This window comes from Streptomyces sp. NPDC029159, from assembly GCF_055564055.1.
Window position 1 is genome coordinate 404,933 of the sequence record NZ_JBVHWT010000001.1, and the last position, 26,931, is coordinate 431,863.

The 26,931-nt window shown below is 71.7% G+C and carries 25 protein-coding genes; 11 read left to right on the top strand and 14 right to left on the bottom strand.

What is annotated here, in order from left to right:
* Positions 1 to 24 precede the first annotated feature (24 nt).
* The 4 genes from ACZ4U4_RS01805 to besB all read left to right on the top strand — a co-directional run bounded on the left by ACZ4U4_RS01805 (position 25) and on the right by besB (position 5,124).
* Complete coding sequence (locus ACZ4U4_RS01805; protein WP_467868272.1) at positions 25 to 1,419, top strand: NAD(P)-binding domain-containing protein; 1,395 nt, start codon at positions 25 to 27, stop codon at positions 1,417 to 1,419.
* 596 nt (positions 1,420 to 2,015) lie between these two features.
* Positions 2,016 to 2,774 carry an L-lysine 4-chlorinase BesD gene (besD, locus tag ACZ4U4_RS01810; RefSeq protein WP_467868274.1) on the top strand — a complete coding sequence of 253 codons (759 nt, stop codon included), beginning with the start codon at positions 2,016 to 2,018 and terminating at the stop codon, positions 2,772 to 2,774.
* Positions 2,775 to 2,815: 41 nt separating this feature from the next.
* A complete protein-coding gene (gene besC, locus ACZ4U4_RS01815) occupies positions 2,816 to 3,589 on the top strand; it encodes a 4-chloro-allylglycine synthase BesC (protein ID WP_467868275.1) in 774 nt (257 codons plus the stop codon).
* Entirely contained in the window at positions 3,586 to 5,124 is a 1,539-nt protein-coding gene (gene besB / locus ACZ4U4_RS01820) for an L-2-amino-4-chloropent-4-enoate dechlorinase/desaturase BesB (RefSeq protein WP_467868276.1), read from the top strand. Before besC ends, besB begins: the two co-directional genes overlap by 4 nt.
* 56 nt (positions 5,125 to 5,180) lie before the next feature.
* On the opposite strand, the gene besA is transcribed toward besB, so the two are convergent.
* Positions 5,181 to 6,566 carry an L-propargylglycine--L-glutamate ligase BesA gene (gene besA / locus ACZ4U4_RS01825; RefSeq protein WP_467868278.1) on the bottom strand — a complete coding sequence of 462 codons (1,386 nt, stop codon included), beginning with the start codon at positions 6,564 to 6,566 and terminating at the stop codon, positions 5,181 to 5,183.
* A gap of 440 nt (positions 6,567 to 7,006) precedes the next feature.
* Here besA and ACZ4U4_RS01830 point away from each other — a divergent pair, with 440 nt between their 5' ends.
* Positions 7,007 to 7,408, top strand: a complete 402-nt coding sequence (locus tag ACZ4U4_RS01830) for an acyl-CoA thioesterase (RefSeq protein WP_467868280.1) — start codon at positions 7,007 to 7,009, stop codon at positions 7,406 to 7,408.
* A 21-nt stretch (positions 7,409 to 7,429) separates the two neighbouring features.
* Here the strand turns inward: ACZ4U4_RS01830 and ACZ4U4_RS01835 are convergent, their stop codons facing one another.
* The 4 genes from ACZ4U4_RS01835 to ACZ4U4_RS01850 are packed head-to-tail and all read right to left on the bottom strand — an operon-like array spanning position 7,430 to position 10,397.
* The gene (locus ACZ4U4_RS01835; RefSeq protein WP_467868282.1) at positions 7,430 to 8,407 is read right to left on the bottom strand and encodes a quinone oxidoreductase family protein; all 978 of its coding nucleotides are present in this window, start codon (positions 8,405 to 8,407) and stop codon (positions 7,430 to 7,432) included.
* A 45-nt stretch (positions 8,408 to 8,452) separates the two neighbouring features.
* Positions 8,453 to 8,986 carry a carboxymuconolactone decarboxylase family protein gene (locus tag ACZ4U4_RS01840; protein WP_467868284.1) on the bottom strand — a complete coding sequence of 178 codons (534 nt, stop codon included), beginning with the start codon at positions 8,984 to 8,986 and terminating at the stop codon, positions 8,453 to 8,455.
* A complete protein-coding gene (locus ACZ4U4_RS01845) occupies positions 8,983 to 9,516 on the bottom strand; it encodes a carboxymuconolactone decarboxylase family protein (protein WP_467868285.1) in 534 nt (177 codons plus the stop codon). The genes ACZ4U4_RS01840 and ACZ4U4_RS01845 overlap by 4 nt, the downstream gene beginning before the upstream one ends.
* 2 nt (positions 9,517 to 9,518) lie before the next feature.
* A complete protein-coding gene (locus ACZ4U4_RS01850) occupies positions 9,519 to 10,397 on the bottom strand; it encodes a dioxygenase family protein (RefSeq protein WP_467868287.1) in 879 nt (292 codons plus the stop codon).
* Positions 10,398 to 10,508: 111 nt separating this feature from the next.
* On the opposite strand from ACZ4U4_RS01850, the gene ACZ4U4_RS01855 reads away from it, so the two are divergent.
* Positions 10,509 to 12,062: a molybdopterin-dependent oxidoreductase gene (locus ACZ4U4_RS01855; protein ID WP_467868288.1), complete on the top strand. Its 1,554-nt coding sequence runs from the start codon at positions 10,509 to 10,511 to the stop codon at positions 12,060 to 12,062.
* A 108-nt stretch (positions 12,063 to 12,170) separates the two neighbouring features.
* Here ACZ4U4_RS01855 and ACZ4U4_RS01860 read toward each other — a convergent pair whose 3' ends face one another.
* Entirely contained in the window at positions 12,171 to 12,770 is a 600-nt protein-coding gene (locus ACZ4U4_RS01860) for a TetR/AcrR family transcriptional regulator (protein WP_467868290.1), read from the bottom strand.
* Here ACZ4U4_RS01860 and ACZ4U4_RS01865 point away from each other — a divergent pair.
* Positions 12,763 to 13,206: a cupin domain-containing protein gene (locus ACZ4U4_RS01865; RefSeq protein WP_467868291.1), complete on the top strand. Its 444-nt coding sequence runs from the start codon at positions 12,763 to 12,765 to the stop codon at positions 13,204 to 13,206. The genes ACZ4U4_RS01860 and ACZ4U4_RS01865 overlap by 8 nt on opposite strands.
* 55 nt (positions 13,207 to 13,261) lie before the next feature.
* A complete protein-coding gene (locus tag ACZ4U4_RS01870; protein ID WP_467868293.1) occupies positions 13,262 to 14,089 on the top strand; it encodes an MOSC domain-containing protein in 828 nt (275 codons plus the stop codon).
* A gap of 178 nt (positions 14,090 to 14,267) precedes the next feature.
* Here the strand turns inward: ACZ4U4_RS01870 and ACZ4U4_RS01875 are convergent, their stop codons facing one another.
* The gene (locus ACZ4U4_RS01875) at positions 14,268 to 15,440 is read right to left on the bottom strand and encodes an epoxide hydrolase family protein (protein WP_467868295.1); all 1,173 of its coding nucleotides are present in this window, start codon (positions 15,438 to 15,440) and stop codon (positions 14,268 to 14,270) included.
* Positions 15,441 to 15,457: 17 nt separating this feature from the next.
* Complete coding sequence (locus ACZ4U4_RS01880) at positions 15,458 to 16,912, bottom strand: MFS transporter (protein WP_467868297.1); 1,455 nt, start codon at positions 16,910 to 16,912, stop codon at positions 15,458 to 15,460.
* Positions 16,913 to 16,980: 68 nt separating this feature from the next.
* On the opposite strand from ACZ4U4_RS01880, the gene ACZ4U4_RS01885 reads away from it, so the two are divergent.
* The gene (locus ACZ4U4_RS01885) at positions 16,981 to 17,577 is read left to right on the top strand and encodes a CGNR zinc finger domain-containing protein (protein WP_467868299.1); all 597 of its coding nucleotides are present in this window, start codon (positions 16,981 to 16,983) and stop codon (positions 17,575 to 17,577) included.
* A 187-nt stretch (positions 17,578 to 17,764) separates the two neighbouring features.
* Positions 17,765 to 18,421, top strand: a complete 657-nt coding sequence (locus tag ACZ4U4_RS01890) for a DUF4232 domain-containing protein (RefSeq protein WP_467868301.1) — start codon at positions 17,765 to 17,767, stop codon at positions 18,419 to 18,421.
* Positions 18,422 to 18,508: 87 nt separating this feature from the next.
* On the opposite strand, the gene ACZ4U4_RS01895 is transcribed toward ACZ4U4_RS01890, so the two are convergent.
* The 3 genes from ACZ4U4_RS01895 to ACZ4U4_RS01905 form a co-directional block, all read right to left on the bottom strand.
* Complete coding sequence (locus ACZ4U4_RS01895; protein ID WP_467868303.1) at positions 18,509 to 18,958, bottom strand: DUF7144 family membrane protein; 450 nt, start codon at positions 18,956 to 18,958, stop codon at positions 18,509 to 18,511.
* 310 nt (positions 18,959 to 19,268) lie between these two features.
* Entirely contained in the window at positions 19,269 to 19,571 is a 303-nt protein-coding gene (locus ACZ4U4_RS01900; RefSeq protein ID WP_467868305.1) for a hypothetical protein, read from the bottom strand.
* 176 nt (positions 19,572 to 19,747) lie between these two features.
* Entirely contained in the window at positions 19,748 to 21,802 is a 2,055-nt protein-coding gene (locus tag ACZ4U4_RS01905) for a serine/threonine-protein kinase (protein WP_467868307.1), read from the bottom strand.
* Positions 21,803 to 22,146: 344 nt separating this feature from the next.
* Between ACZ4U4_RS01905 and ACZ4U4_RS01910 the strand changes: the two genes are divergently transcribed.
* Complete coding sequence (locus tag ACZ4U4_RS01910) at positions 22,147 to 22,737, top strand: TetR/AcrR family transcriptional regulator (RefSeq protein WP_467868309.1); 591 nt, start codon at positions 22,147 to 22,149, stop codon at positions 22,735 to 22,737.
* Positions 22,738 to 22,803: 66 nt separating this feature from the next.
* Here the strand turns inward: ACZ4U4_RS01910 and ACZ4U4_RS01915 are convergent, their stop codons facing one another.
* The 3 genes from ACZ4U4_RS01915 to ACZ4U4_RS01925 are packed head-to-tail and all read right to left on the bottom strand — an operon-like array spanning position 22,804 to position 26,696.
* Positions 22,804 to 24,639 (bottom strand): SPFH domain-containing protein, encoded by a 1,836-nt coding sequence (locus ACZ4U4_RS01915; RefSeq protein ID WP_467868311.1) that lies wholly within the window; start codon positions 24,637 to 24,639, stop codon positions 22,804 to 22,806.
* Entirely contained in the window at positions 24,639 to 26,060 is a 1,422-nt protein-coding gene (locus ACZ4U4_RS01920) for a TIR domain-containing protein (RefSeq protein WP_467868312.1), read from the bottom strand. The genes ACZ4U4_RS01915 and ACZ4U4_RS01920 overlap by 1 nt, the downstream gene beginning before the upstream one ends.
* A gap of 12 nt (positions 26,061 to 26,072) precedes the next feature.
* On the bottom strand, positions 26,073 to 26,696 hold the full coding sequence (locus ACZ4U4_RS01925; RefSeq protein WP_467868313.1) for a toll/interleukin-1 receptor domain-containing protein: 624 nt from the start codon (positions 26,694 to 26,696) through the stop codon (positions 26,073 to 26,075).
* Between the last annotated feature and the right edge of the window lie 235 nt (positions 26,697 to 26,931).

A 26,931-nucleotide genomic window follows, 5' to 3' on the forward strand; every position in this document is an offset into this window, starting at 1 on the left:
CGTCGAAACACGTAAGGAGTCGCCGTGAAGCCGCCCGTCACCGCCGAGCTGCCCGTCGTCGTGATCGGAGCCGGGCCCGTCGGTCTGGCCGCTGCCGCCCACCTGGTCGATCGCGGCATCGAGCCTCTGGTGCTGGAGGCGGGTCCCGCTGCCGGGGCGGCGGTGCGGGAGTGGGCGCATCTGCTGCTGTTCTCCACCTGGAGCGAGGTCACCGACCCCGCCGCGGAGAAGCTGCTCGCGCCGACCGGCTGGACCAAGCCCGACGCGGGCTCCTACCCGTCCGGCGGGGACTGGGTGGCGCAGTACCTCCAGCCGCTCGCCGACGCCCTCGGGGACCGGGTCCGTACCGGTGCCCGGGTGACCGGCGTCTCCCGCGTCGGGCGGGACCGGATCGTCGACGCCGACCGCGACGCCCAGCCCTTCGTCGTCCACGTCACCCACGCCGACGGCGCGGAGGAGCGGCTGTTCGCCCGCGCCGTGGTCGACGCCTCCGGCACCTGGGCCGCGCCCGGCCCCGCGGGCGGCAGCGGCCTGCCCGCCCTCGGCGAACGCGCGGCGGCCGACCGGGTCACCTACCGCGTCCCCGACCTCGAGGACCCGGCGGTACGGGCCCGTTACGCGGGCAGGCGCACCGCCGTCATCGGCTCCGGCGCCTCCGCCTTCACCGCGCTCGCCCACCTCGCCGACCTGGCCGAGACGGACGACGGCACCGGCACGAAGGCGGTGTGGGTCCTGCGTCGCGGTATCTCCGGCGCCACCTTCGGCGGCGGCACCGCCGATCAGCTGCCCGCCCGCGGCGCCCTCGGTCTCGCCGCGAAGGCCGCCGTCGACGCCGGGCACGCGGACGCGGTCACCGGCTTCCGCACCGAGGCGATCGCCCGCGACCGGGACGGCCGCCTGGTCCTGGTCGGCGAGGACGGCCGGCGGCTGGAAGGGGTCGACGAGGTGATCGTGCTGACCGGCTTCCGGCCCGACCTGTCCTTCCTCTCCGAGATCCGCCTCGGCCTCGACGACCGCCTCCAGGCCCCGGCCGCACTCGCCCCGCTGATCGACCCCAACCAGCACTCCTGCGGCACCGTCCACCCGCACGGCCACCGCGAACTCACCCACCCCGACCAGGGCGTCTACCTGGTCGGCATGAAGTCCTACGGCCGCGCCCCCACCTTCCTCGCCCTGACCGGCTACGAGCAGGTCCGCTCCGTCGCCGCCGCCCTCGCCGGTGACCTCGAAGCCGCCGACAAGGTCGAACTCACCCTCCCCGAAACCGGGGTGTGCGGCGGCGCCGGCCTCTTCGACGCCCCGGAGACCGACCAGGGCGGGGGCTGCTGCGCCCCGGTTCCGCAACTCGTCCAGCTCGGCGCACCGGCCGCCACGGCCAAGGCCGAGGACGCCGCGGAAGGCGGCTGCTGCGGTTCTTGATCGGCGCCACCGGATACCGGCAGCGCGCACGACATCACCCCGGGCCGGGCCGGGGTGACGAAAGCCGACCCACGAGGGTCGGTTTTCGTTTACCTGTCCGTGCGGTCCCCGTGAACAACAGCAGAGGTGGCATCCGGTCTGGAGTGACAGGAGTTACTGGATAGGTTTATCGAGGTTACTCCGGCAATTATTGCGCAAAAGCTCGGTGCGGCGGCGGGGCCCTTCAGGGCATTCCGTTCAAAAGCCGATGGGCCGAACATGCCGCTCATGGATTTCACGCCACGCTCGCCGGCGCCACCCCCGTGCAGGAATACGGAAGATCCACCACGCCGCGCGGTCCGCGCTCACCTGCCGGAAAATCTACGGCAAAAGATCCATTCCCCTTGGCCGCAGACCTCGGCCGCGCGCCGCCAACTCACCATATTGGGTGCCGATCGCAGCTTCCGGTCTGGCCAGAATTTACACTTCCCGCCGTTTGTACGGTTGATCAGATCCGAGAAATACACCTACCGTCCTTCGGCGAGCGTTCCAGCCCGCACCACCTCTGGTCATCGCACCCGGTCCCGCATTCAGCAGTCGAACATCGGAGACTCTTCGTGAGCGGAAACGGTCCTGCACCCGAGAACATCTGCGCCCCGCTGGAGAACAGCGACATCCGCCGGCTGTCGCACCACTACCACCGGTACGGCATCGTCACGGTGACCGACCTGATCACACCCGACGCCCGCCAGAGGGTGCGCGCCGAGGCGGAACGCCTCCTCGACAAACACGCCGAGCGGCGCGATCTGCGCCTCAAGACCACCGCGTACACCCGCCGTTCCATGTCGGTGGTGCCCAGCGAGATGATCGCGGCCAACAGTGAACTGGTGACCTCGATCTACGCGAACCCCGAGCTCATAGCGCCCCTCGAAGCGATCGCGGGCGAGCGGCTGCACCCCTGCCCCAAGGCCGACGAGGAGTTTCTGATCACCCGTCAGGAACAGCGGGGCGACACGCACGGATGGCACTGGGGCGACTTCAGCTTCGCCCTGATCTGGGTGCTCCAGGCGCCCCCGATCGACATCGGCGGGCTGCTCCAGTGCGTCCCCCACACGACCTGGGACAAGGAGTCGCCGCGGATCAACAACTTCCTCGCCGAGAACCCCATCAACAGCTACCACTTCGCGTCGGGGGACGTGTACTTCCTGCGGACCGACACCACGCTGCACCGCACGATCCCGCTGCGCGAGGACGCCACCCGCATCATCCTCAACATGACGTGGGCGGGCAGCCGCGATCTGAAGCGCGAGTTCGACGCCGACGACCGGTGGTGGGACGACGCCAACGTCTCGGCGGCGTCCGCCATCAAGAAGTGAAAGTGCCAGGCGCCGGTTTCCGTCCACGAAAAGAGGCCACCATGACCGAGCTGAACACCGCGGGCTCCGCCAGCACAGCAGTCTGGGATCACTTCGACAACGTCGAACCGGGAATTCGCCGCCGTATCGCCGTCGAGGACCCGGCGATCAAGGAATACCTCGACGGCATGCTGGCCCGGATCGCCACGCACCGCGGGGTGGAGCACCCGTACCTGAACGCGTACCGCACCACGCGGCTCACCCCCGAGCAAGAACGCCTCATGTACAGCGAGTGCCACTACTTCTTCCGCCATCTCCCCTTCTACATCACCGGAATGGCGGTCAAGACCCGGGACGAGATGATCCTCCGCGAGATCATCCTGAACGTGGCCGACGAGGTGGGCGGCGAGGTCACGCACTCCACGCTCTTCGCGAATTTCCTCGCCGGAATCGGCATCGAGAAGGAACACCTCGACGGTTACGAGCCGCTGGAGGTCACCAAGCGCCTGAACGACGGAATCCGGGTTCTCTACACCGAATCACCGATTCACAAGTCGCTCGGCGCGCTGTACGCCGACGAGACCATGTCCTCCATCATGGTCTCGAAGATCAACGACGGTCTGGCCCACCAGGGCTACGGCAAGGACCTCCGCCACTTCTGGCAACTCCACATCGACGTCGAGGTCGGGCACAGCAACTCCGTCTTCAACGCGATCGCCCCCTACGTGGGGTCGCCCGCCACCCGGGCGGAGTTCGAAGAGGGCGCCTTCGCGTTCCTCGAACTCGTCGAGAACTACTGGGACGGGGTGCAGCAGCTCGTGGGGCTGGACGCATGACGCTCAGTGTCCCCGAGGACATCGGGCCGGCCTGCGGCCTGCGGCACCTCGCCGCAGGCCGGCTCGTCCCGGGCTCCGTCCACTCGGTGTCCGTCTCGATCCCCGACGTCGCATCGGTCATCGGCTTCGAATCGGGCGACGCGGACACGCTGCGCCGCATCGCGTGGGGCTATCCGCGCTTCCGCACCCACCCCTACGTGACACGGGTCGCGGGGCTCCTCGCCCAGGACGGCGCCGGGCCGGCCGAAGCGCTCCTGCTGACCCGGACGGCGCGTGCCGCGTACGCCGCGGCGGCGTACGCGGGGCTCCCGCCGTCCGCCGCGTTCACCGGACGCGGCGTGCACGGGGTACGCCTCGCCGACGGCGGCCCCTCGGCCGCCCGGGCCCGCGCGTACGTCCAGCACACCGGCAGCCACCTCTCCTCACGCGAGGCGGAGGACGTCCTGCTGGACGCCGGTCTGCTCACGGCACGCCAGGCCGAGGCCGCGGTGGACGACGCGCCCGCGGACGCCGTCCAGGCCGTCCTCGCCGATGCCTACCGCGTACCGGACACCGCGGACGTCTCGCTGCACAACAGCGGGATGAACGCCGTGGCGGCGACCGTCGCCGCGGTCACCGACGTCCAGCGGGAGCACGGCAGACGCCGGTGGCTCCAGCTCGGCTGGATCTTCTTCGACACCATGAGCCTGCTGGAAAAGCGCCTCATCAACGTCGAACACACCACGGCCCCCGACCCGTTCGACCTGGCGGAGATCGCCCGGGTCGTCGACGCGTCCGGCGGGGAGCTGGCCGGCATCATCGCGGAGGCCCCGAGCAATCCGAGTCTGCGCACCCCGGACATCCCGGCCCTGCGGGAGATCGCGGACCGGGCGGGCTGTGCGCTGGTGATCGACGCGACGATCGCCACCCCCTACAACGTCGAGGTGCTCCCCCACGCCGACGTGGTCTGCGAGAGCCTCACCAAATACGCCACCGGATCGGCCGACGTCCTGATGGGCGCGGCGGTCGTCAACCCGGATTCCCGCTTCGCGCCGGAGCTCCGTACCGGACTGCGGCGCCACGGCGACGCGCCCTACCACCGCGACGCGGCACGCGTGGCCGCCCGCATCCGCGGCTACGCGGCGCGCATGGAGCGGGTGAACGCCAACACCGTCGCCCTGGCCGAACGGCTGGTCCGCCACGACCGGGTCGTCCGGGGCGTCGACTGGGCGTACGACGCCCGTTCCGCGGCCAACTACCGCAAGATCGCGCGGCGGCCCGACGCCCCCGGGGGCCTGCTCATGGTGGACCTCAAGGTTCCGCTGGAGCGGGTCTACGACCGTCTCGCGGTCGCCAAGGGGCCCAGTTTCGGGGCCGAGTTCACCATGGCGTCGCCGCAGATCTTCATCGCCCATCACGATCTGCTCGCGACGCCCGAGGGCCGGGCCACCCTGCGCGCCAGGGGGCTGCACCGGGACATGCTGCGGATCTCGGTCGGCACCGAGGATCCGGAGCAGATCGCGGAGACCTTCGAACAGGCGCTGCGGCCCGAATGAACGGGGTGAACTTCCCCGGGCGACCAGGGCAGTTCACTTCCGCGCCGGGCACTGCCTCATCCGCGCAGCAGGCACGCCTCCGCCGCCTTGAAGTGCGCGTCGGCGGCCTCGAAGGTGGGTGCCAGGGCGGTCAGTTCGACGAAACCGCAGGCCGTCAGGGCGCCCAGCACGTGCAGCGCCACCCCTTCGCCCTTGTCCTGCCGGTAGAGCAGTCCCTCCGCCCGCAGCCGTTCGACGGCGGTCTTCGGGTCCATCGAGCCGAGTGCCTCCGGCTCGTGCAGCCGCCCGTGGACGTAGCGCACCTGCCGCCCGTCGCTCCGCCTCAGCAGTCCGTCGTCCCCGACCTCCTGGCCGACGAGGGCCTCGGCGTACCGCAGTACGTGACTGGGGCCCACCTTGCGGAGGTTGATCTCCACCGCGAGCGGCCCGCGGTCCCCCGCGACCACGAAGTCGATACCGAACGAACCGCGGTGGCCGAGGTCGGCCAGCACCTCGCCGGTGCGCGCGACCGCTTCGCCGATCGCGGGCCGCCACCGCTCCTCCGCCGGGAACCGGCACCCCCAGTACTGGCCGCCCGACAGCACCTGGTCGTGGCTGGCGACGGCCTTGACCGTGCCGTCCGCGTCGATGTGCCCGAGCCCGCTGGGGGACGAGGTGATGTCCGGCAGGAATTCCTCCACGATCGCCCCGCCCGCGGCGAGTTCCCGGTGGAAGTCCTCGGCGGGCATCCGGATCACGTCGGCCGATCCGAGGAGATCGCCCGTGCGGTCGAGCTTTTCGCAGTCGATCAGTACGTTGCCGATCGACGCGGCGTAGGAGTGCGAGCTGAGCTTCACCATGGCGTGCCGGGCCCGGTGCGGGTCCGCGGCGAGCCGGGCGATCTCCCGGACCACGGCCTGCTCGGTGTGCAGCTCCTCGGCCGTCCCGCCGGGAACCGCGACGCCCGCCCGCAGCAGGATCTCCTTCCCGCCGGCCTTGCTGCCCCAGCGGGTGACGAAGGGCTGGTGGCCCTCTTCGAGCTCCGCGCCGAGCGTGCCGGCGAGCGTGTCCAGGGATGCGGAGGCCATGAAGTGGACGATGGTCGTCCGGGCGCTCTCCGCCGCGGCGTGCCGCAGCGCGCCCATGACCGGCTCGTCGCCGAGGACCAGCTCGTCGAGGGCACGGGGCCGGTCGGATTCCGGTGACAGCAGGGTCAGCCGCTCCCGGACGCTTTCGATCATGCGGTCGTCGAAGCGGTAGACGTCGCGGAGGTGGTAGTCGAGCGTGAAGGGGTCGACCGGCTCCGAGGTGACGACAACGGCCCGCACCGCCGGGTCGCGGAGCTCCCGCAGGAAGCCGAGGCTCCGCTCCGCCGAGTACCGGAGGTAGGGCACCTCTTCCAGCAGGCGCTCGGCGTAGCTGAAGGCGTAGATCAGGATCCGGGTAGAAGCGACGTTAGCCATAAGAGAGCGATCTGCCTCACGTGTCTAGGTTTCGGCGGATGGCCTGAGCGGCTCTCGGCGAGCCGACCGTTCCAGGGGAGACTAACGACTTCGGGGCTCCTGGGTTCGGGGCTTACCGGATCGTCGAGGTGATCGGCAAGCAGCCCTTGGCGGGCGCCATTTCCGCGCAGCAATTTCCGCCGAAGCCGCCGAAGCCGTCCAGGCCGAAGCCCAGGCCGTCGAAGCCGGGGCACCCCTGCGACGAGCGCGAGCACGGTGGCAAGCGCCCGGCGCCCGGTCGCCTCGGGAAGACCGTCGCCGGACCGCGCACACCGCCGACTTTGCGCGGGGGACCGCGCATTTAGCGCGGGGCACAAGTGTGCGATTCCGGGGCGGTCGGGGCCCGGCCTAGCTTGACGGGGGCGATCCACCGCACTTGCAGGGAGTACCAGGTGAGCCCCGTGAAAGACCCCGGACAGTACGAGCAGCTCGCGGTCCACCTCGATGATCTGGACCCGATGGGGATGCTCCACAACTCCCGTTACGTGGCGCTCGCCGAGCGGGCGATCACCGCGTACTGGGCGCGGCGCGGCTGGTCGCCGGACGCCTCGGTGTCGACGTTCCCCGACTTCTTCCTGACCATCCGCGAGGTCAAGGTGGTCTTCCACCTGCCGATCACCGGGATCTGCGCGCCGGTCGTCCACTTCTGGATCGAGCGGGTGGGCACCACCAGCTGTGTGCATGGCTTCCGCATCCTCTCCGCCGACCGGTCGGTGGTGCACGCCGAGGGCCACCGGGTCATCGTCAACCTCGATCCGGAGAGGACGCGGTACCGGGCGACGGCACGGACCAGTGACGGCTGACGGCGGTGCCCTTCCGCCGTCTCAGGGGCGGATGACGATCCGGCCGGGCGCCTTCTTCTCCGCCATCGCGCGATAGGCGTCCGCCCCGTGGCCGAGGGCGAAGCTCTGCGCGACGGGGAGCGGCCGGAAGCGGCCGCTCTCGAAGTGGGGAGCGATCCGCCTGAGCCGCTCGGCGGAGGCCGACGCGTCCAGTGTGCGGCTGTCGGCGCCCAGCATCCGCAGTTCGCGGTGGTAGAAGTCGCGGAGATCGATCTCGGCGGTGGCGGTGCCGACGGCGCTGATGACGACGAGGCGCCCACGGTGGGCGAGGGACGCGACCGCGGACGGCGTGGTGACACCGCCCACGGCGTCGTAGACCACATCGGCCCCCCGGCCGCCGGTGAGGCGCCGGACCTCGGCGGGCACATCGGTGTCGTCGTCGATGGGGACGAACGCGTCGATGGCGGCGGCCGCGGGGGTACCGTCCGCCGGGGCGTGCGGGGCGATGCCCACGATGCGGCGGGCGCCGAGGGCGCGGGCGATCTGTACGACGGCGCCGCCCACACCCCCCGAGACGCCGAAGACGGCGATGGTCTCGCCGTCGGTGAGCCCGGCCGTCTCGACCACACCGAGCCAGCCGACCACGAAGTTCACCCCGACCGTCGCCGCCTCGGCGCAGTCCAGGGCCGCGGGTTTGCGGACCAGGGCACCGACCGGCAGGGCGAGGCGTTCCGCGTGCGAGCCGTCGCGACGGGAGCCGATGTCGCCCCCGGTGCCCCACACCTCGACGCCGACCCAGTCGTCGGGGCCTTCCAGGACGACGCCCGCGAAGTCACGGCCGGGGATGCGCGGGAGAGTGGTGCCCTCCGCGCGGCCCGCGACGGCCAGCACGTCCGACGGGTTGACCGACGCGGCTTCGACGGCGACGACCGCCATACCGTCACCGGCGACCGGGTCGGCGACCTCGTCGACGCGCAGTACCTCGGGGCCGCCGAATCGCTCGAATCGCAGTGCGCGCATCCTCGCCGTCCTGTCTGTGTGTCTGTGGGGGCGGAAGTCCGCTGGTCAGTGGGGCAGGGTGAAGCGGGTGCCGGTGTCGATGTCCACATCGAGCGCGTTGATCATCAAGGCCAGTCCGCTCCACCGGCCGATGATCATCAGTACCTCCAGCAGCTGTTCGTCACCGAGCACCGCACGCACCCGGCCCAGCAGGGCGGGGGCCACCGACGCGGTGGTGACCAGTTCCGTGGTCAGCTCCAGCACGGCCGACTCCGCCGCGCCGAACCCGCCCTCCGCGAGCCGCCCGCCGACTGCCAGGGCATCGCGCTGCCGGGAGCCGATCCCGCACTCCTCGGCCAGCCGCGTGTGCTGCGCGATCTCGTACGGGCACCGCATCAGGTGCCCGACGCGCAGGATGACCAGCTCCCGCAGGCGCGCGGGTACCACCGTGCTGGTCAGGGCGGCGCGGCCGGCGACCATCCAGCCGGCGAAGGGCTCCCCCGCGTGCGCCAGTGCCCGGTAGACGTTCAGGTTCCCGCGCTCGGCGACCAGGTCGCGGACGCGGGGCGACATGCTGGTGCAGTACGGGAGGCGGGTCATGGGGAGGACCGCAGCCGGGTGTCGTGGTCGATGTCGAGACCGGCGGCGTTCACGACGAGCGCGAGCCCGTGGTACAGGCTGACCAGGAGCAGCAGTTCGGTCAGCGCCGCCTCGTCGAGCAGGGCACGGACCGCCGCGAAGGTCTCCCCGGTCACGGTGCCCGTGGTGCACAGCTCGCCGACGAAGGCCAGTACGGTGTCCTCCGGCTCGGGGAAGCCGGACACCGCTCCCCCGGCGCTCAGCGCGCTCAGCTCCGCATCGCTGATACCGGCTCTCCGGGCCAGGGGCGTGTGCTGGGCGACCTCGTAGGCGCAGTGCCGGAGGTGGGCGACCCGCAGGATCACGAGTTCGCGCAGCCGCGGGCCGAACGTGCGGCTGTCGAGCTGGGCATCGACCATCGCGCTCCAGCCGTCGAACACCTGCGGGGCGCCCGCGAGGAGCCGGAAGACGTTCAGCTCACCGCGCCGGCGCAGGAAGTCACGGGCGGCGGGACCGACCGACCCGGCGGGGGTCAGCGGGATACGGGACACCGTCAGCGCTCCGCCCGGGCCAGCACGAACGTCTTCTCCACCGTCTGGAACGGCTCGTCCATACGGGTCCCGTCCGGAGCGGTGCCGCCCGCGTCCCGCTGGACGAAGTCCACCACCAGCGACCGTCTGACGCCGAAGACCGCGTCCCGCTCCACATAGGGGTCGTCGCTGCGGACCAGCATGGTGATCAGCGGCTCGAAGCCCTTGGCGTGCAACCAGAAGTGCAGGTGCTCCGGGCGCATCGGCGACCGGTTCGCGGCCTGCAGGATCTCCCCGCACGGTCCGTCGGTCGGGACCGGGTAGTACCGCGGGGCCACCGACCGGTACCAGAACCGCCCGTCGCCGTCGGTGGTCAGCAGGGCGCGCATGGCCAGCTCGCCGTGGAGCCGGTCCTGCATCTGCACGTCGTAGAAGCCCTCGCCGTCGCTGTGCCACGTGTCCACCTTGGCGCCGGCCACCGGATTGCCGTCCGGGTCGAGTACCCGGCCGTGGAAGAACAGCGGAATCCCCTCGGCCGCACCGGAGATGTCCGATCCGTTCTCCGCCGTCGGCCGGCCGTCGACGTAGAAGGGGCCCAGCAGCGTCGAATCGGTCGCCGATCCCCCACCCGGATGGTGGATCAGGTCCACCAGGGCGCTCAGGCCCAGAATGTCGGAGAGCAGGACGAATTCCTGCCGGGTCGGAGTGCAGGTCTTTCCCACCCGCTCAAGGAAATCCATCGCCTTGAACCATTCCTCACCGGTCAGGCGCGTCTCCCGGGTGAAGTCGTGCAGGCACTGCACCAGGCGGACGAACAACTCCTTGACGCGGTCGTCCTCCGCGCCTTCGAAAGTCTTCTGTACCGCCTCGGTGATCGAATCCGCCGTCACATCGATGGACACTGCATCTCTCCTGTCGCTCACCTGTCGCCCGCGCCGGGCAGTGCTGCGCTGCCTGTGGATCTCGCCCAACGGCCTGCTGAGAGAAGTACCGCACGGTGCCCAAGAGTGATCGTGGAGTTCACCGGCTGGCGTAGTGAGGACTCGGCGGCACATGGCATTCCGTCACGGCGCAGGTCCGCGGCAAACCACGACATGCGGGCCGACGAGTGCCGGAATAGGCTGCGTTCTGCCGCCGAGGCCCCTTCCGAATCACCTCCCGTCATCCGCAGCAATTCCGCGCGCGAGGGCAGAGATATGACAGCGAGTGATCAAGCGGACTGCGTAGAACCCCCCAATGGCGCCATGCGGAAACCGCCGCCCGCGTCCCGGTATTCCCGTCGCGGTTTCCTGGGGCTCTCGGCGGCAGGAGTCACCACCGCCGGTCTGGGCACCTGTGCCGTCCTCGGCGCATCGCCGTCCTCCGGCGCAGCCGCACCGCCGCCGTCGGAGAAAGACGAACTAGTGGTGCAGGCGACGCCCTCGCGCTATTTCGTCCGCCGTGAAAACGGTTCGTACGAGATGAAATGGGGCCCGCTCGGCGCCGCGGTTCTCGGTGGCACCAGCTCCCGATACGGGGACACCATCCCGAACGACCGGTCCTTCATCCACAATCGGGCGAAGCCGCCCGCCCTCGATGTGGAAACGTGGCGGCTCAAGCTCACCGGAGGAGCGCTCACCCGCCCCCGGTCGTTCACCTACGCCGAACTGCTGGCGATGCCTCAGGTGACCTTGCGCCGCACCCTCGACTGCGGCGCCAACTGCGCGGCATTCTTCCCCAAGCTCCCGCCCTCGGGCGGTGACGGCCGATGGCTGCCGGAAGGCTTCACCCAATGGCACTTCGGTGCGGTGACCGCAGCGGAATGGACCGGGGTACGCGTCAAGGACGTACTCGCCGCAGCCGGGGCCCACGGCGCGGTCGAGGTGAAATTCATCGGCCTCGACAAGATCTCCAGTCCCGACGATCCGGGCGGAACCGTCCCCTATTCACAGGTCGTTCGCGCGGCGGAGGCCCTCAAGGACGACACCCTGCTCGTCCACCGTATGAACGGGAAGACGCTGCCCGTCGACCACGGTTATCCGCTCCGCGTCCTGTTCTCCGGATGGGGCGGCAACCACATGGTCAAATGGCTGGGCGAGATCCAGGTGTCGAAGCAGAGCATTCCTGTCACGGGTCCGGCGCAGAACCAGGTGCTCATCGGGCCCGATTATCCCACCCCGGTCCGCCCCACCGACGCTCCCGTGCGCAGCGCGATCGAGCACGACCCCGAACGCACGCTCATGCCGGGCGATCAGGTGCTGAACGGACGCGCCTGGTCCGGTACCGGTTCCATCGACCGGGTCGACGTCACCGTCGAGAAGCTCGTCAAGCCCGGGACGTGGACCACGGTGATGCCGTGGCGCGAGGCGACGCTCCGCACCAAGCCCGAGCCCCTCATGTGGGTGCGCTTCGAACTGCCCTGGCAGAACGTACGGCCGGGGTACTACCGGATCATGACGCGCGCCAGGGACACGGCCGGCAACGTCCAGCCGCGCCCCGAGGACGTCGTATGGAACCAGCACGGGCTGGGATACAACGGGCACTACCCTCTGGAACTGATCGTGCTGCCGGCCAGCGACATGCCGTAGTTCGGCACGCACCCGTCGCCAGCCGTTCGCCCAAGAGCGCGACGCCCCCGGCCTCCGGAGCAAGGTCCGCACGTGCGCGGGAGCGGCCCGCGGGACGCCCGGCCGCGTTCAGTCGGATCCGGTGAGCGGCTTGCGGGTGAGGTGGTGCTGGACGACGGGTGCGACGCTGCGGACGAGTTCGTCCCGGTCCATGCCGACCAGCGGTTCGGCCTTGATCACGTAACGGGCGACGGCCACGCCCATCAGATGGGCGACGGCCAGCGCGACCCCGGTGGTCCGGTCGACGAGCGTGGCGGCGATCAAGCCGTCCTTGTCGCCGAAGAAGTGCCGGATCAACGCCGTGTCGACGCCTGCCCGCCCGGCGATCGCCCGCAGGGAGGCGCCGGTGTAACCGTGCTGCGCGAAGAGGTCCCGGGAGGCGGCCAGGATCGCCGTCCGGGTCCCCGAGTCGCCCGTACGCCTTCCGGTAGGCCGCTTCCGCGGCTCTTTCTGCCCGTCCGTCTCGCTCTCTCCCCTGCGTCCGGAGTCCGGGGCGGGGTCGGCCGGCGGATGCCGGTGGGGGATGTCTCCGTTCCGAAGGCGCGAATTGCCGTTACGGCAACGACAATTGCCACCCCGCGGGCGGTGGCCGCAGTGTGGTGTCCAGCCGAAGGCCGTCGATCCGGCCGAAGGCCGTCGAAGAGATCCAGGAGGCCGCACGGTGAACACCCATGAAGGCGTCGGGACGGCGCCGAGCAGCGACGGCGGTGCACCGCTGAACAACCGCGTCCACCACGTTCGTTCCGGTCAGTTGGACGGGTACGCCGCGATCAGCGGGGGCACGGTCGGATCGAGGAAGCTCTGGATGGGACGGGTGGAGAATCCGCCGTCGAGCGCCACGGACAACCACCATCACGGCGCGTCGGAGGCGGGGATCTACGTGGTCAGCGGGCACCCCGTGTTCGTCTTCCACGACGGGGCGCAGGAGGTGAGGATCGCCGCGGAGCCCGGCGATTTCGCGTTCGTCCCCCCATTCGTCCCGCACCGTGAGGAGAATCCCGACCCGCAGGAGCCCGTGGTCGTCGTGATCGCACGGACCACGCAGGAGCCGATCAAGGTATCCGTGCCCGAGCTGTACCAGCTCAAGGCGGCAGCGGCGCAATAGGCGGAGGCACACCCCGGGCGGCCGCCGGCGGACCGACGACGAAGGAGGCGAACACGTGGCCAGGATCGCCGCACTGACGTATTACCCGATCAAGGGGTGCACCGGCGTCTCGGTGGACGAGGCGGCGTTACGGCCCGCGGGGCTGGACCACGACCGGAGTTTCCTGGTCACCGACGCCGACGGCACCTTCCGCAGTCAGCGCCGTGATCCGCGGCTCGCGCTGATCGGGCCGGAGATCGGCGCCGACGGCGGGCTCCTCACGTTGCACGGGCCGGGGCTGGACCGGCTCACCATCGACGTCGACGCCTCCGGGCCGCGCCGGGACGTGACGCTGTTCGGGAACCCGTACCAGGGCATCGACCAGGGCGCCGAAGCCGCCGGGTGGCTCTCGGAGTTCCTCGGCGCGCCGTCCCGGCTCGTGCGGGTGCCGCCGGAGCACGACCGGGTGACCGACGGCCGGACGCCCGGCACGTCGGGGTACGCCGACAGCTGTGCCGTACACCTCCTCTCCAGGTCCACCCTGGACCTGCTCAACGCGCGGATGGCCGCACGAGGAGGCGCACCGCTGCCCATGGACCGCTTCCGCCCGAACATCGTCGTCGATGGCTGGGCCGAGCCCCACACCGAGGACCGAGTGCGCCAACTCGTCGCGGGAGATGCGGAGTTGGGCTACGCAAAGCCGGCCGTCCGGTGCGTCGTCACGATGGTGGACCAGGCGGTCGGCGCAACGGCGGGGCCCGAGCCGCTCCGCACGCTCGCCGGCTACCGGCGGGCCGCCGGGGGCGGTGTCGTGTTCGGTACGAAGTGTGCCGTGCTGCGGCCGGGGCGGGTGTCCGTGGGCGACCGGGTGATCGTCGGCGCGTGGGGAGAGGCGGAACGGTAGGCACTGGCCACCATCAGCCCGTACATCACCTCTCGGCCCGACCAGGTATCGGCCGCTGCGGGTGCACGACACCCTGTTCTGAGCCGACTCTCGATGAGGCGTCCGCCGGCCGGTCGGAATGACCGTTCAGGCGTGCCGAACCGTGCCACGAGCTGATCACTGCTGAATAGGTGTGCGGTCACGGTGCATCGTGACCGGCCCCTGTCTGTGGCTCCTGGTCCGTGCCCGGCCGGCGGACAAGGCGGAAGAACCCACGCACCTGTTCGACCAGCGACTCCGGCTGCTCCAGCGCGGCGAAATGGCCGCCTCGCGGCAGTTCCTCGAACCAGCGCAGGTCGGTGAACCGCAGTTCGGCCTCCCGCCGGGACGGGCGGGTGAGGTCGCGGGGGTAGATCGACAGCCCGGACGGCGCGGTGACCTTGTCCCGGAAGTGGGCGAAGCTTTCCCAGTACAGGCGCGCGGACGAGGTGGCCGACGCGGTGAACCAGTAGACCGAGATTTCGTCGAGGATCTTCTGCCGCGACACCGCGTCCTCGTGGTTGCCGTCGTGGTCCGTCCATGCCTGAAACTTCTCGGCGATCCAGGCAGCCTGGCCGGCCGGGGAGTCGGTGAGGCCGTAGCCGAGCGTCTGCGGCCGGGTCGCCTGCTGGCCCGAGTACCCCCGGCCGGTGCGCTGGAACTCCTTCTCAGCCTTGAGGTTCGCTCGTTCCGTGGGCGTCGGGTCGTCGAACGTGCCCAGCGCCACGGACCCCATGTTCAGGTGCACGCCGACGACCCGCTCGGGCGCCACCTCGCCGAGCGCGCCGGACACCGCCGAACCCCAGTCACCGCCCTGCGCGCCGTAACGCTCGTAACCCAGCGACACCATCAACGTGTCCCAGGCGCGCGCGATGCGCGTGACACCCCACCCGGTCCTCGTCGGCTTGTCGCTCCAGCCGTACCCGGGCAACGACGGGGCGACCACGTGGAATGCGTCCGCCGGGTCCCCGCCGTGTGCGCGTGGGTCGGTCAGCGGTCCGAGGACTCCCAGGAATTCGAGCACCGAACCCGGCCAGCCGTGCGTGAGCACCAGCGGGAACGCGTCCGGCTCCGGCGAGCGGACGTGCAGGAAGTGGATGCCCAGCCCGTCGATGGTGTCGCGGTACTGCGGGAATACGTTCAGCCGCTCGGCGAACCCGAAGTCGTAGTCCTCGGCCCAGCTGCGGCACAGCTCCTGTGCGTAGGCCAGCGGCAACCCTTGTGACCAGTCGTCCACCGGCTCGGGCTCGGGCCACCGCGTTCGTCGCAACCGTTCACGCAGATCCGCGATCTCGGCTTCGGTGATGCGGACCTCAAATGGCTCGGCGGCCACAGCTGGCTCCTGTTCTGTCAGGACGTGCCGGGGGGAAAGGTGACGGGTTGAGAGTCGACGGTGCCGTGAGGTTCCGGTGGTTGTCGGGCGCCGGGGCGTCGGGTCACGCTGAGGACGAGTCCGGCCAGCGGGAGGACCGCGAGCACGGCGAGGGCCACCGGCACCGACACGATGCCGGACAGGCCCGCGACAGCGGCCGGACCGATCCCGCCCCCCAGGTTGACCATGAAGGTGAGCAGGCCCTGTGCGGTGTCGCGGTCGTGTGCGGCGACCAGTTCCGGTGCAAGGCCCACGACCACGGTCTGGACGCCGGCGAACCCGCTCACGGTCAGCGCCACGCCGACGATGACCGCGGTCGGCCCGGTGAACACCCCGACCACGAGCACGCCGATGACGGAGAGTGCCGCAAGCCCGGCCGACACCTGCCACGCGGTGAACCGTGCGGTCACGGTGCCGGCCAGCCGCCCTGCCAGCACCGAGCAGGCGGCGGCCGGGACCAGCAGCGCGCCGGCTTCGAGGGCGCCACCGCCCGTAGCCTGCTCGATCAGGGACGGGGCGAGGAACAGCACCCCGTAGTAGCCGGCGAAGACCGCCCCACCGACGAGCCCGGCAGCCGGGACGCCGCGGGCCGCGATCACCCGCCGAGGTACGAACCCGTCGGGCCTGCGCCGCACGCGCCACCACAGTCCCACCCCGGCGAGCACCCCGGCGGCAGCCACGACGAGCGTGACCGCAGCGGGCAGTTGGACCGAATGCGCCTGCAACACCGTGATCAGCGACCCGGCGAGTACCGACAGCACGGCCGCACCGCCGGCGTCGAGTCGCCCGGCCGAGCCGTCCCGCTCACCGCCGCCGATCCGCGTGAACGTACGCCTGTCCGCCAACGCGGCCAGCAGGAGGGGCAGTGCGAGGGCCGGGATCGCGAGCACGGCACGCCACCCCAGCCACGCGGTCACCGCCCCGCCCACCAGGGTCCCGCACGCCGACGCCGTCGCGCCGGCGGCTGCGACCGTTCCCCACGCGCGCAGCCGTTGCTGCCCGGGAAGGGCGGTGGCCTCGGCGAAGACGGCGATCACGGTCGCACCCGCCCCGGCGCCACCGATCAGTCGGCCGATGATCACGACCGGCAACGTCGGGCCGACCGCCGCGAGCGCGGAGCCCGCGGTGAGTACCAGAACCCCGGCGACGAGGACCCGTACGGGGCTCCACCGGGTCATCAGCCGACCGGCGACCGGCATCGCCAGTGCCGAGGTCAGCGACCATGCGGCGAGGATCCATGCCGTGGTCCCGAACGGCACTCCGAGCGCGCGGCCGATCGCCGGCAGCGCCACCGACGGGGCGCCCAAGGCGACGTACATCGGCAGCACCAGCAACCCCAGGATCAGTCCCAGCCGGCGCCCGTCCGGGGCCTGGGCAGGCCCCCCGCCCAGGCGCCCTCCCGACCGGACCGTCTGCGGCATCGTCGTCTCCACCCAGGTATGTTGTGACATGTGAAAGCGAATACGGGTGTCACGCTACGAACGGTGAGGAGACACGTCAAATGCTAGATGCGTGTCACATCGCATCGGCGGTGGAGGCGGCCGTCGATCTCGCCAACACCTGGAGGCCGATCAAGGGCGAGGACGCGCTGGAGACCGTGGAACAGCTCCAGGACTTCTTCGCCAACCATCCGCCTGCCGGACCGGGCGAGCCGTCGAGCTCGGCCACGGACCGGGGGCCCGGTCCCCGGCGGCGCCTCACCCGCGCCGACCTGACGGAGGTCCGCGCACTGCGCGAGACCGTGCGCGGCGTGCTCGAACGATCCAGCACCGACCCGGTCGCCGCTGCGGCCCTGATCAACGACGGTCTGCGCCGCAGTCGCGCCACTCCGGTGCTGCGCCACGACCACGACCGCTGGTGGACCGAGGTGACCGCCGACACCGACCGCTGCGCGGCGCACCTGGCCGCGACCACGCTCAGCGCGCTGGCTAGCGTGATCGCCACGCTCGGTCCGACCCGTCTCGGCGTATGTGCCGGGACCCAGTGCCAGGCCACCTACGTGGACCTCTCACGCAACGGCTCGAAGCAGTACTGCACCCGAACCTGCGCGCACCGCGCCAGCGTCGCGGCCTACCGCAGTCGGCACAGCAACAGCTGAGCGTCGGAACATGGCCGCGTCGCTGCCGTGCCCGCCGAACCGGCGCCCCGCCCAAGGGCGGCGTCGCGCCTGTCCGCAGAACGTGAGTGAGGCGTTTCCGGGACGTCAGCGGCCTCGGGAAAAGTGAGGGTCACACGGCGGGAACGACCGAAGAAGAGTCCCGCACGCAACCGCAGGGGACCCGAGCATGCGCACTTCCCGGATTCGTACCGCCGCACTGGCCACCGTCACCGCCGCGCTGGCGCTGGGCCTGACCGCCTGCGGAGGCGCCGACGGCGGCACCAAGGCGGCGGGCGGCGACGCCGGCGGCGCGCAGAGCCGGTCCGTGTCCGCCGGGGACGGTGCCGCCAAGGCGGGCGCCCGCTCGGCGACCGCCTCGGGCGGGACGGACGAGACCGGCGGCACGGACACGGCGGACGGGCAGCCGTGCGTCGGTGACGAGCTGATGGTCACCGCGGAGCACCGCTTCGCCGGGCAGCAGGGCGACCACCTGCTGATCACCGCGTCGAACGAGGGCGACAAGCCGTGCTGGGTCACCTCGTACCCGTCCGTCAAGCTCGGTGGCGACGTCGACAGCGCCGCGCTGCCGCACTCGAAGAAGGACAGCCAGGGCGGCGGCGCGCACCTCACCCTCCAGCCCGGCGGCAAGGTCTACAGCGCGGTGAACCTCTTCGACTACGGCTCGAACAACCACACCGCCACCTCGTTCGCCATGGCGCTGCGCGGCACGGACGGCCAGGACGGCCCCTCCTACTCCGTCGACGCCAAGGGCGACAAGCCGCAGTTCACCTGGAACGAGGCCGACGTGCTGAACTGGAACTCCGAGAAGCCGTACGACTTCTGACGGCGCGTCGGCCATTGACCGACGCCGCCCGTGAATCCCACGAAGCCCCGTGCCGTCCAAGCAGCACGGGGCTTCGGCGGTGTCGTGTCAATGGGCGCCTCTCGCCCTTGGGCGGGCCGTTGCGGCTCCGAGGGGCGTTCTGGCCAGTGTCCAGACGATGAGGAGGTCGAAGACCATCACGACGATGGACCAGACCGGGTAGTACGGCACGAACATGAACTGGGTGATCAGGCTGATCGCCGCCATCGCTATACCGGCGCCGCGGGCCCACGGCTTGTGCAGCAGGACCCCGATACCGGCGATGAAGAGCCCCAGTCCGATCACGAGGTGGATCCAGCCCCATGAGGTGAGGTCGAACCGGTAGGCGTAGTGGGGCGGGGAGAACAGGCTGTCGCCCGCGATACCGGTGACCCCCTGGAGAATGCTGAGCGGGCCGCTCACCGTCAGCGCCACACCGGCGAACACGGCGCCTTTGTTCATGGCCGATACGTCGCCGTGGGTACCCGGCCGCCGCCCTTCGTCGGGCATCGCTGCCATGCCGCCACCTCCCTGTCCGGCGCGACCGCCGGCGCACACCGCATGTGTGAGGCGAGCCACGCTCCTCTGACAGCGTCGCGTCAATCCCCCGGCGCCGCGACCGCAGACCGCCCCGGGGCGCGTACGACCGCCGTACGCATGCTCCGTTCGGGTTACCCGTACGGGGTGCGGGCACCCCGTCACCGACCGAAAGAACCGCCCCTGACCTGCGCGAACAGGTCAGGGGCGGTGAGGTGTGACCGGGCGGCTTCCGGGGCGGGCAGGGCCCCTTGACGAGGTGGTCGGCCAGCGGCACGGGCCACCGGGTGCGTCAGGCCGAGAACGAGCCCGCGCCGCCCGGTACGTGGATGCCGTGACCGGGCGGGACGGCCACCGACGGGCCCAGGCAGAACGGGTTCCCGTACACCTTCACCGGCCGGTCCGTCCGGTTCGCCAGCACGTGCGCGAGGACGGGCAGCTGCTGGCAGCCTTCCGGGTCGCGGTAGACGTCGAGGGGCTGGGCCTCGGTGGAGAAGACCACCACCTCCCCGGACTCCGGCTCGGTCGCGGACGCGGGGGCCGCCAGCCCCAGCGTCGCTGCCGCCGCCACCAGGCACACCGTGATTGCTCGCATGATCTTCCTTCGGATACGCGCCCCGCTTCACCCGCGGGCTTGCGCCACCTCTATCGCGTCCATCGCATCAACTGATGGGCATACTTCGCCGATTCACCCGATCCGGGGGTGTCCGGTGGCGTTCACGGTGCGGATTCGAGAGGGCGTGCGGGCGGGGGCGTGCGCCCGCACAGGTCTCACGCCCGCTTGTAGTAGTAGCCGCTGCCGTTGGCCGCGCCGACGTTGTGCTGGATACCGCTGCCGTTGACGGTGAAGTACGAGGCGTCGAGGCTGTCGTAGCAGTAGCCGGGGTTGGGGCCGACGCGCTTGGCGGCGTCGACGTTGATGCGGCTGCCGGTCCGAGAGGTCACCCGGCCCTCGTACAGGCAGCTGTTGTACGGGAAGTCGCTCAGGCTCACGGTGCCCGAGCGGGAGATCCGGATGGTGCCCGGCTGCCCGGGGTTGTACGGGTCGCCGAAGGCCCAGCTGCCGACGAAGGGCGCGGGGACCGAGCCGCTACCGGAGTCGCCGGAGCCGCCGCTCGAACCGCCGGAGGAGCCGGAGCCGCTGCTGCCGGACGCGCCGCCGCCTCCGCCGCCGGACGAGCCGGACGAGCCGCCGGAGCCGTCACCGGAGCCGTCACCGGCCGAGGTACCGCCGCCCGCCGGTGAGCCCGAACCGCTCTCCCCGGCCTGGCCGTTGTGCCCATCCCGGCCGTCCTTGCCGTCGGCCCCCTTCGCCCCACCGGCCTTCCCGTCGTCGTCCTTGCCGTGGGGTGCCTCGGAGTGCTTGCCGTGCCCGGACGAATCACCGCCCGGCGCGGACGGGGACACCGGGGCGGTCGAGTGCGGCCCCCCGGCCGTGGGCGGAGGCGTGGCGGAGCGGCTGAACGGCTGGAGCACGGCGAGCGTTCCGCCGCCCACCGCCAGGACCAGCACCACGGGCACGGAGACGACCCACGGCCGACGCCGCCGCTCCGGGTCAGGTTTCTTACCGGAAGGCTTCCTGTCCGTTTCCCCGCCCCCGGCTTCCGCGCCGGGCCCCTCGTCCGGCTCCTGGCCTGGTCTCTTACCGGCAGCCTTCCTGTTCGTTTCCCTGCCAGCCCCCTCGCCGCTGTTCCCCTCCGGACGCAGCCCGACGGTCTCCCGGTCCGGGGCCTCCTCCCGTACCGGCGTCGCCTCCGCGTCCAGCAGCAGGGCCGACTGACGGGCGAGGCGGCCCAGCACCTCCGGCGGCAACCACGACGCCCCGGCCGCGGGGCGGGATGCGGAGCCGGAGCGGGAGCCGGAAGCGGAACGGGGGTCCGGGCCGGAACGGGGGTCGGGGCCGGAACCAGGGCCGGAGCGGGGATCGGCACCGCCACCGGCCGCCTCGCCCTCCAACAGCTCGGCCACCGACGGTCGTTGGTCGGCATCCTTCGTCAGGCAGCGGCCGATCAGCCTCCGGAGTCCGGCGTCGTGGACCTCGTCCAGATCGGGGGCGTTCTCGACGATGTGGAACATCACCGCATGCTGGTTGCTGACGCCGCGGCCGAAGGGGAGGGCGCCGGTGGCCGCGTAGGTCAGGACGCAGCCGAGGGTGAAGACGTCGCTCTTGGGGCCCGCGGGGTCGCCGAGGATCTGTTCGGGGGACATGAAGCCCGGGGAGCCGATCACCATTCCGGTGCTGGTCAGCAGGGATTCGACGGAGGTGCCCACGGCGCGGGCGATACCGAAGTCGATGACCTTGGGGGCGTCGGCGGTGAGCATGACGTTGGACGGCTTGAGGTCGCGGTGGACGATGCCGGCGCCGTGGATGTCGTCCAGCGCGCGCAGCAGTCCGTCGGCGAGGGCGAGCACCGACGCGGCGGGGAGCGCCCCGTGGCCCCGGACGACCTGGTCGAGGGAGAGCCCGGGGACGTAGCCGGTGGCGACCCAGGGGAGCGGTGCGTCGGGGGCGGCGTCCAGTACGGGGGCGGTGTACCGCGTGCTCACCCGGCGCGCGGCAGTGATCTCACGGCGGAAGCGGGCGCGGAACTGCGGGTCCGCGACGTGTTCCTCGTGGACGACCTTGACCGCGACGGTGCGGCCCGCGGCGGAGCGGGCGAGGTAGACGCGGCCCATACCGCCGGCGCCGAGCCTGCCGAGCAGCAGGTAGGGGCCGATGCGGGCGGGGTCGGCGGGGGTCAGCGGGGTCAGGCCGTCGCCGGGGGCGCCGGCACCGTTGCCGCCGTCCTCGCTGTCCTCGTGCGCGCCGTTGTGGACGTCGGTCATGGCCGTGTGATCCCCCGGTCGTCCCCACCGCCGGATCGGTGGTGAGAGGTCGTCGTTGAGCGGTGTAGGAGGGGACGCCCTCGGGGCGCCGCGGGTTTCCACGGCGCGGAGGTGATCCGCACGCTCCCGCCGCGGCCCGGCGGACGGGCAGGAACGTGCGGCACGGCCCGGGGGCCCGATGCGGACGCCGGGCCCCCCGCCGCGCTGCGTCCGCACACCGCAGTGTGGAGCACGCACCGGCTTTCCGGAATAACTTCCGGAAAAAATTCTAGAAAATTCTTCTATGCTGGTCCGCGAGGTGCCCGCGGGGCACCGTACCCCGAACCGGGAGCGAGGCGACGGCGATGAGTCCGAAGCAGCAACGCGGCGCGGCCACCGCCGCGCTGGTCCTCGACCGCGCGCTGGAGATCTACGCGGCGGACGGCGAATCCGGTCTCACACTGGGCGCGCTCACCGTGGCCAGCGGCGTCAGCGCAGGCTCCATCTACCACCACTTCGGCAGCCTGCCGGGCGTGCTGACCGCGCTGGCGCAGCGCTGGCTGGCGCGGCTGCTGGAGGAGATGACCGCCGCGCTGGAGCAGGTGGACGACGCGCGCTCCGGAGTCCAGGCCGTGGTCCGGGTCTATCTGCGCTTCGTCCGGACGCACCCGGACGCATCCCGGCTCCTGCACTCGGCCCCCATGGACCGCGAGGCCATGGCGCGCGCCCCCCAGCTCCGCGACTCGCAGGAGGCCCGCCTCAGCCCGCTCACCGCCTGGCTCCAGAGCCGCCAGGAAGCGGGCGAACTGGCCGAACTCCCGCTGCCCGTCCTCGAATCGCTGATCCTGGGACCGGTGACGGGAATCGCCCGCCGCTGGCTCTCCCTGGGGGACGTCGACCTCGACGAGGCCGTACGGGAGACGCCGGAACGCATCTGGCGGTCCGTCAGCCCGTGACCGGGCGGCCCCGGCGCCCCACCGGCGTGCGGAGGCCGTCACCGCGCCCCGCCGGGGGCTGCCGCCTCATCCCCCGGCCCCGTCCTCCTCCACCGTCTCCGCGGTCTCCACCGCCTCCGCGTCGACGGCCGGTCCCCGCCCGCCCTCGGGCAGTACGGGAGCCTCCACCGCGCCGTCCAGCTGCTGGTCCGAGCGGAGCGACCGGACCCGGTCCATCATCCGGGCCACCGCCGACATCGGCAGGGTGTCGACGTAGGCGGCGATGTCCCCGCCGCCGATGTACTGGGGGACCTGCATCCCGGAGATCTCCTTGATGATGCGGATCATCGCGACGTTGTCGCGGCCCAACACCTCGATCTCCCCGTCGAGTTCCAGCGCGGCACGGCGCCGTTCGACGACCAGCCGCCGCTCCTCGATCTCCAGCTCGATCTCGGCGTTCTTCTGCTCGTGGGCGAGCCATTCGCCCCGCTGCTCCGCCTCGAACGTCCGTTTCAGGGCCGCGTTCAGCGACTCGTCCTCGGCCCGGAACTCACCGAGCGTGGTCCGCCGCGCCTCCACGCCCGCCTCCTCCAGGGCGGTGCGGACCTGCGCGGTGAGGTCGGTCCGGGTCTCCGCGTAGGTGCTCAGGAACTCCGAGACGGTGGAGGCGGCGGCGATCTCGTTGAAGTACGAGGCGACGGTCGCGCCGAGCACCCGCTCGACGAAGCGCTGCACCGGGATCGGGTCGTTCTCCAGCCCGCCGAGCCCGGAGGTCTGGGTGCCGCCGAACTCACGGATCAGCCGCGGCGCGGCCTTCCGCGGGATCACCAGGGTCTGGCTCATCTCCACCGACAACCGGTGGCCCTGCACGGTGACGACGATCTGCCGCAGCTGCGCGTCGTAGTTACGCGACGCCGACTCCGTCTTGTACATCCACTGGAGGATCAGCAGCCGGGTCGGGACCAGAATCACGCGGACGAACCAGGGGTTGAGGGTGTAGACCGGCCCCTCGGCGAGCGTCTCCGCCTGCACACCGCGGCGCCCGCCGTTCTCCAGGAACACCCACGGCAGCTGGAAGCGGCGGTGCCCCGCCACCCGCGGCCCCAACTCGTCGTCGTCCTCTTCCTCCTCGGGGTCCGCGCCGTCGAGCGTGACGACCACGCCGGTGAAACCGACCGGGACGGTGATCTCCTGGAGGTGGTGCCTGGTCAGCCCGCTGCCCCGGAACCGCTCGGTTTCGACGTTGTCGGTGGTGACGACCTCGAAGAGCGCCGGGTTGATGTCGTAGTACGAGCCGCCGGCCAGCACCGCCATCTGCCGGCCCTGCTCCCCTCCCCCGGCCAGGAACGCCGCGCCGTCCTGGAAGTTGTCACACTCCACATGCGGCCCGAAGAACCGGTCCGGCGGCCGGATCCGGCCGTCCTTGGCGCTCACCAGCCCGATCGTCCCGGAGCCCACGTAGGTACGCGGGGCCAGTTCGACGCGGAAGAGCCTGGTGTTGAGGTCGTAGGCGTGGCCGCCGCTGAGCGTGACGGCCTGGACGCCCTGCTCCCCGCCGTTCAGCAGGAACGCCACCCCGTCCTGGAAGAAGTCGCACTCCACGGCCCGGCCGACGGTGCGCCCTGCCGGCTTCTTCCGCCCTTCGAGGGCGGTGACCACGCCGACGCTGTCCACCGGGACGCGCACCCGCTCGACGAAGGTGACCTCGTACAGGCCGGGCAGCAGCCAGCTGTAGCGGTCCGGAAGGAGGGTGCGCGCCCAGACGCCCCGCGAGGAGCGCGGGGTGATCCGCCGGAACTGCGCGTCGGCGCGCCCGTACCGCCGGGTGACGATGCCGACCTTGTCCGGGGGGACGACGACACGGCCGTACCACGCAAGGCCGGCCAGGGCGACGAGCAGCAGCGGGATCAACAACCATGCCATCAGCGGGAAGCCCCCTCGCGGTGGAAGTGCAGATGTGTGGCCAGCACCGTCGCCGTCCACTGGTCGTACCAGTCCGGGAACCGTTCGTTCTGCGGGTTGCGCAGCGTCGGGTAGAAGCCGGGGCGGCCGCCGGGACCGGCCGCCGCGGTGAACTCCCGGTAGGAGCGCGGTACGCCGTCCGCCTCCGAGCCTCGCCAGCCGCAGGCCACCGACAGGGCGAGGAACTCCGCGTGCCGGGTGCCGCGCACCGTCGCCGTCCGCGCCTGGGCGGTGAAGCCCTGGCGGTCGTGGGAGTGGCCGGACCACAGCGCGTCGATGCCGGCGAGGACGCCGGACGGCAGGCGCCGGGCGTCGCGGGCACGCAGCCAGCCGTCGTCGAGCCGGCCGGCCGCCTCCAGCAGGAGCGAGGTGGTCAGCAGGTCGGCGTGGGCCCATTCGCCCTGCCGCAGGGCGTGGCCGAGCCCGTCGAGGGAGGTGGCCGTCGGGATGCGTACGGTGCGGACCGGCGGCCGGGCGAGCGGCGCGGGCAGGACGGCGGCGTGGTCGAGCGGGCGGCCCTCGGTGTGGGCGTCGTGCAGGCGGCGCAGCAGGGCCAGTTCGTCCGGTCCGGGCAGCTGTCCGTCCCGGGCGTCGAGGTACCAGGTGTGCGCCAGTTGGTAGTTGCGGTCGCCGTGGAGCAGGACGGGGAAGAAGGGCCGGTCGTGCAGCAGCCCCTCCAGGATCATCCGGGTGATGTCGTCGGAGTCCTGCGACTGCGGGGACATCAGCACCACGACGGCGGTCGCGTACCGCAGGCGCTGCCGGAGGGTCCAGAAGTGCGCGTCCCCGGGCCGCAGGTCACCGGCCGACCAGGTGGGGAGCCCGGCCGCCCGCAGGTGGCCGGTGAGCGCCTGTCCGTAGGCGGCGTCGGCGGGGACGTGGCAGAGGACGACGCCCGGTTCCTCGGGCGGCGTGAGCGGCCGGGGCGGGGCGGGCAGGGCGGCGGAGAGGCTGTCCGCGTGCCCGGCATCGGTGTCCGGGGCGCGGCCGAGGATGACGGCGGCGAGTTCGGCGACCTTGGCGTCGTACTCCTCGGCGCCGAGATCGCGGAAGTCGCGCCAGGTCCGGTTCGCGGCGAACGGCGGAAGGGCGACGTCGCCCAGGAGCAGCGGGATGAAGCGCAGCTCCCGGCGGGCCGCGGCGGTGGCGAGGGCGGCGTACTCCTCATGGGCCCGCGGCGAGGCGCCCGACGCCGGGCTGATCAGCACCAGCGCGGTGGTGGCGGCGCGGATCTCCGCCTCCAGCCGGTGCACGAGCACATCGCCGGGGAGCAGGCTCCATGCGTCGAGGAAGACATGGACGCCGTGGGCGGCGAGCCGGGACGCCAACTCCTCGGCCCAGTGGGCGTCTTCGGGGGCGTGGGAGAGGTATGCGTCACTCATGGCCGGCCTCCGTCACGATGCGGTACGGGGCGCCACGTCCCCGTCCGGCTCCGCGGCCGCGTCGGGCCGGACGGCGCGGATGAGCGCGGCGAGCTGTGCGTCGAACGCCGCGGTGCCGGGCTCGCGCAGGTCGGCCGGGCGCCGGATCCGGGCGAACGGCGGGAGCGGCACGTCGTCGATCAGCGCGGGGACGAACCGCCGCCCGCCGGAGTGGACCCGCTGCAGCAGCGCCGCGTACTCGTCCCGGATCGCCGGGTCGGCCATGGTGGCGCGGCTGAAGAGCAGCACCCCGTTGGCCGACGCGAGCAACGCCCGCTCCTTCTCCAGCGCTTCGACGAGCCCCGGGCCGATCCATGCGTCGAGGAACACGTCGAGCCCCGCGTCCCGCAGCCGGTCCGCGAGCCGCCGGGCGGTGTCGGCGTCCGCCTCGGCGTACGAGAGGAAGAGGTCGTAGCCGGACGCGGAGGGCTCCGGCGGTGCCGGATCGGGCGCCGGGGGCTCGGGCGGCGGAGGATCGGCCGGATCCGGTGACCGCCGCCGGCGGAGCTGCCCGCGCACTGCCACGTATCCGAAGTACGTCGAGGCGAGGGCCGTGGCCCCGCTGATCACCGCGACGACATCATCCAGCATCTCCATGTTCCGCCCCCGTCTTCTCCTCACACCACCGCTTCAGAGTAGTGGGAGGGGCGGGAAAGGTGGCGTCAACTGGCTTTACCTGCAAGGGGGTTGTGAGGCGGGAGGGGTAGGGGTAGCTGCTGCCGTCGCGGGTGTTCGCGCTGCTCAGGCGGGCACGGAGCGGCCGGGCGCAGGCGAAGGCCCCCGCACGCACAACGGGCCCCGCGGACCGAAGTCCACGGGGCCCGGGTGACGG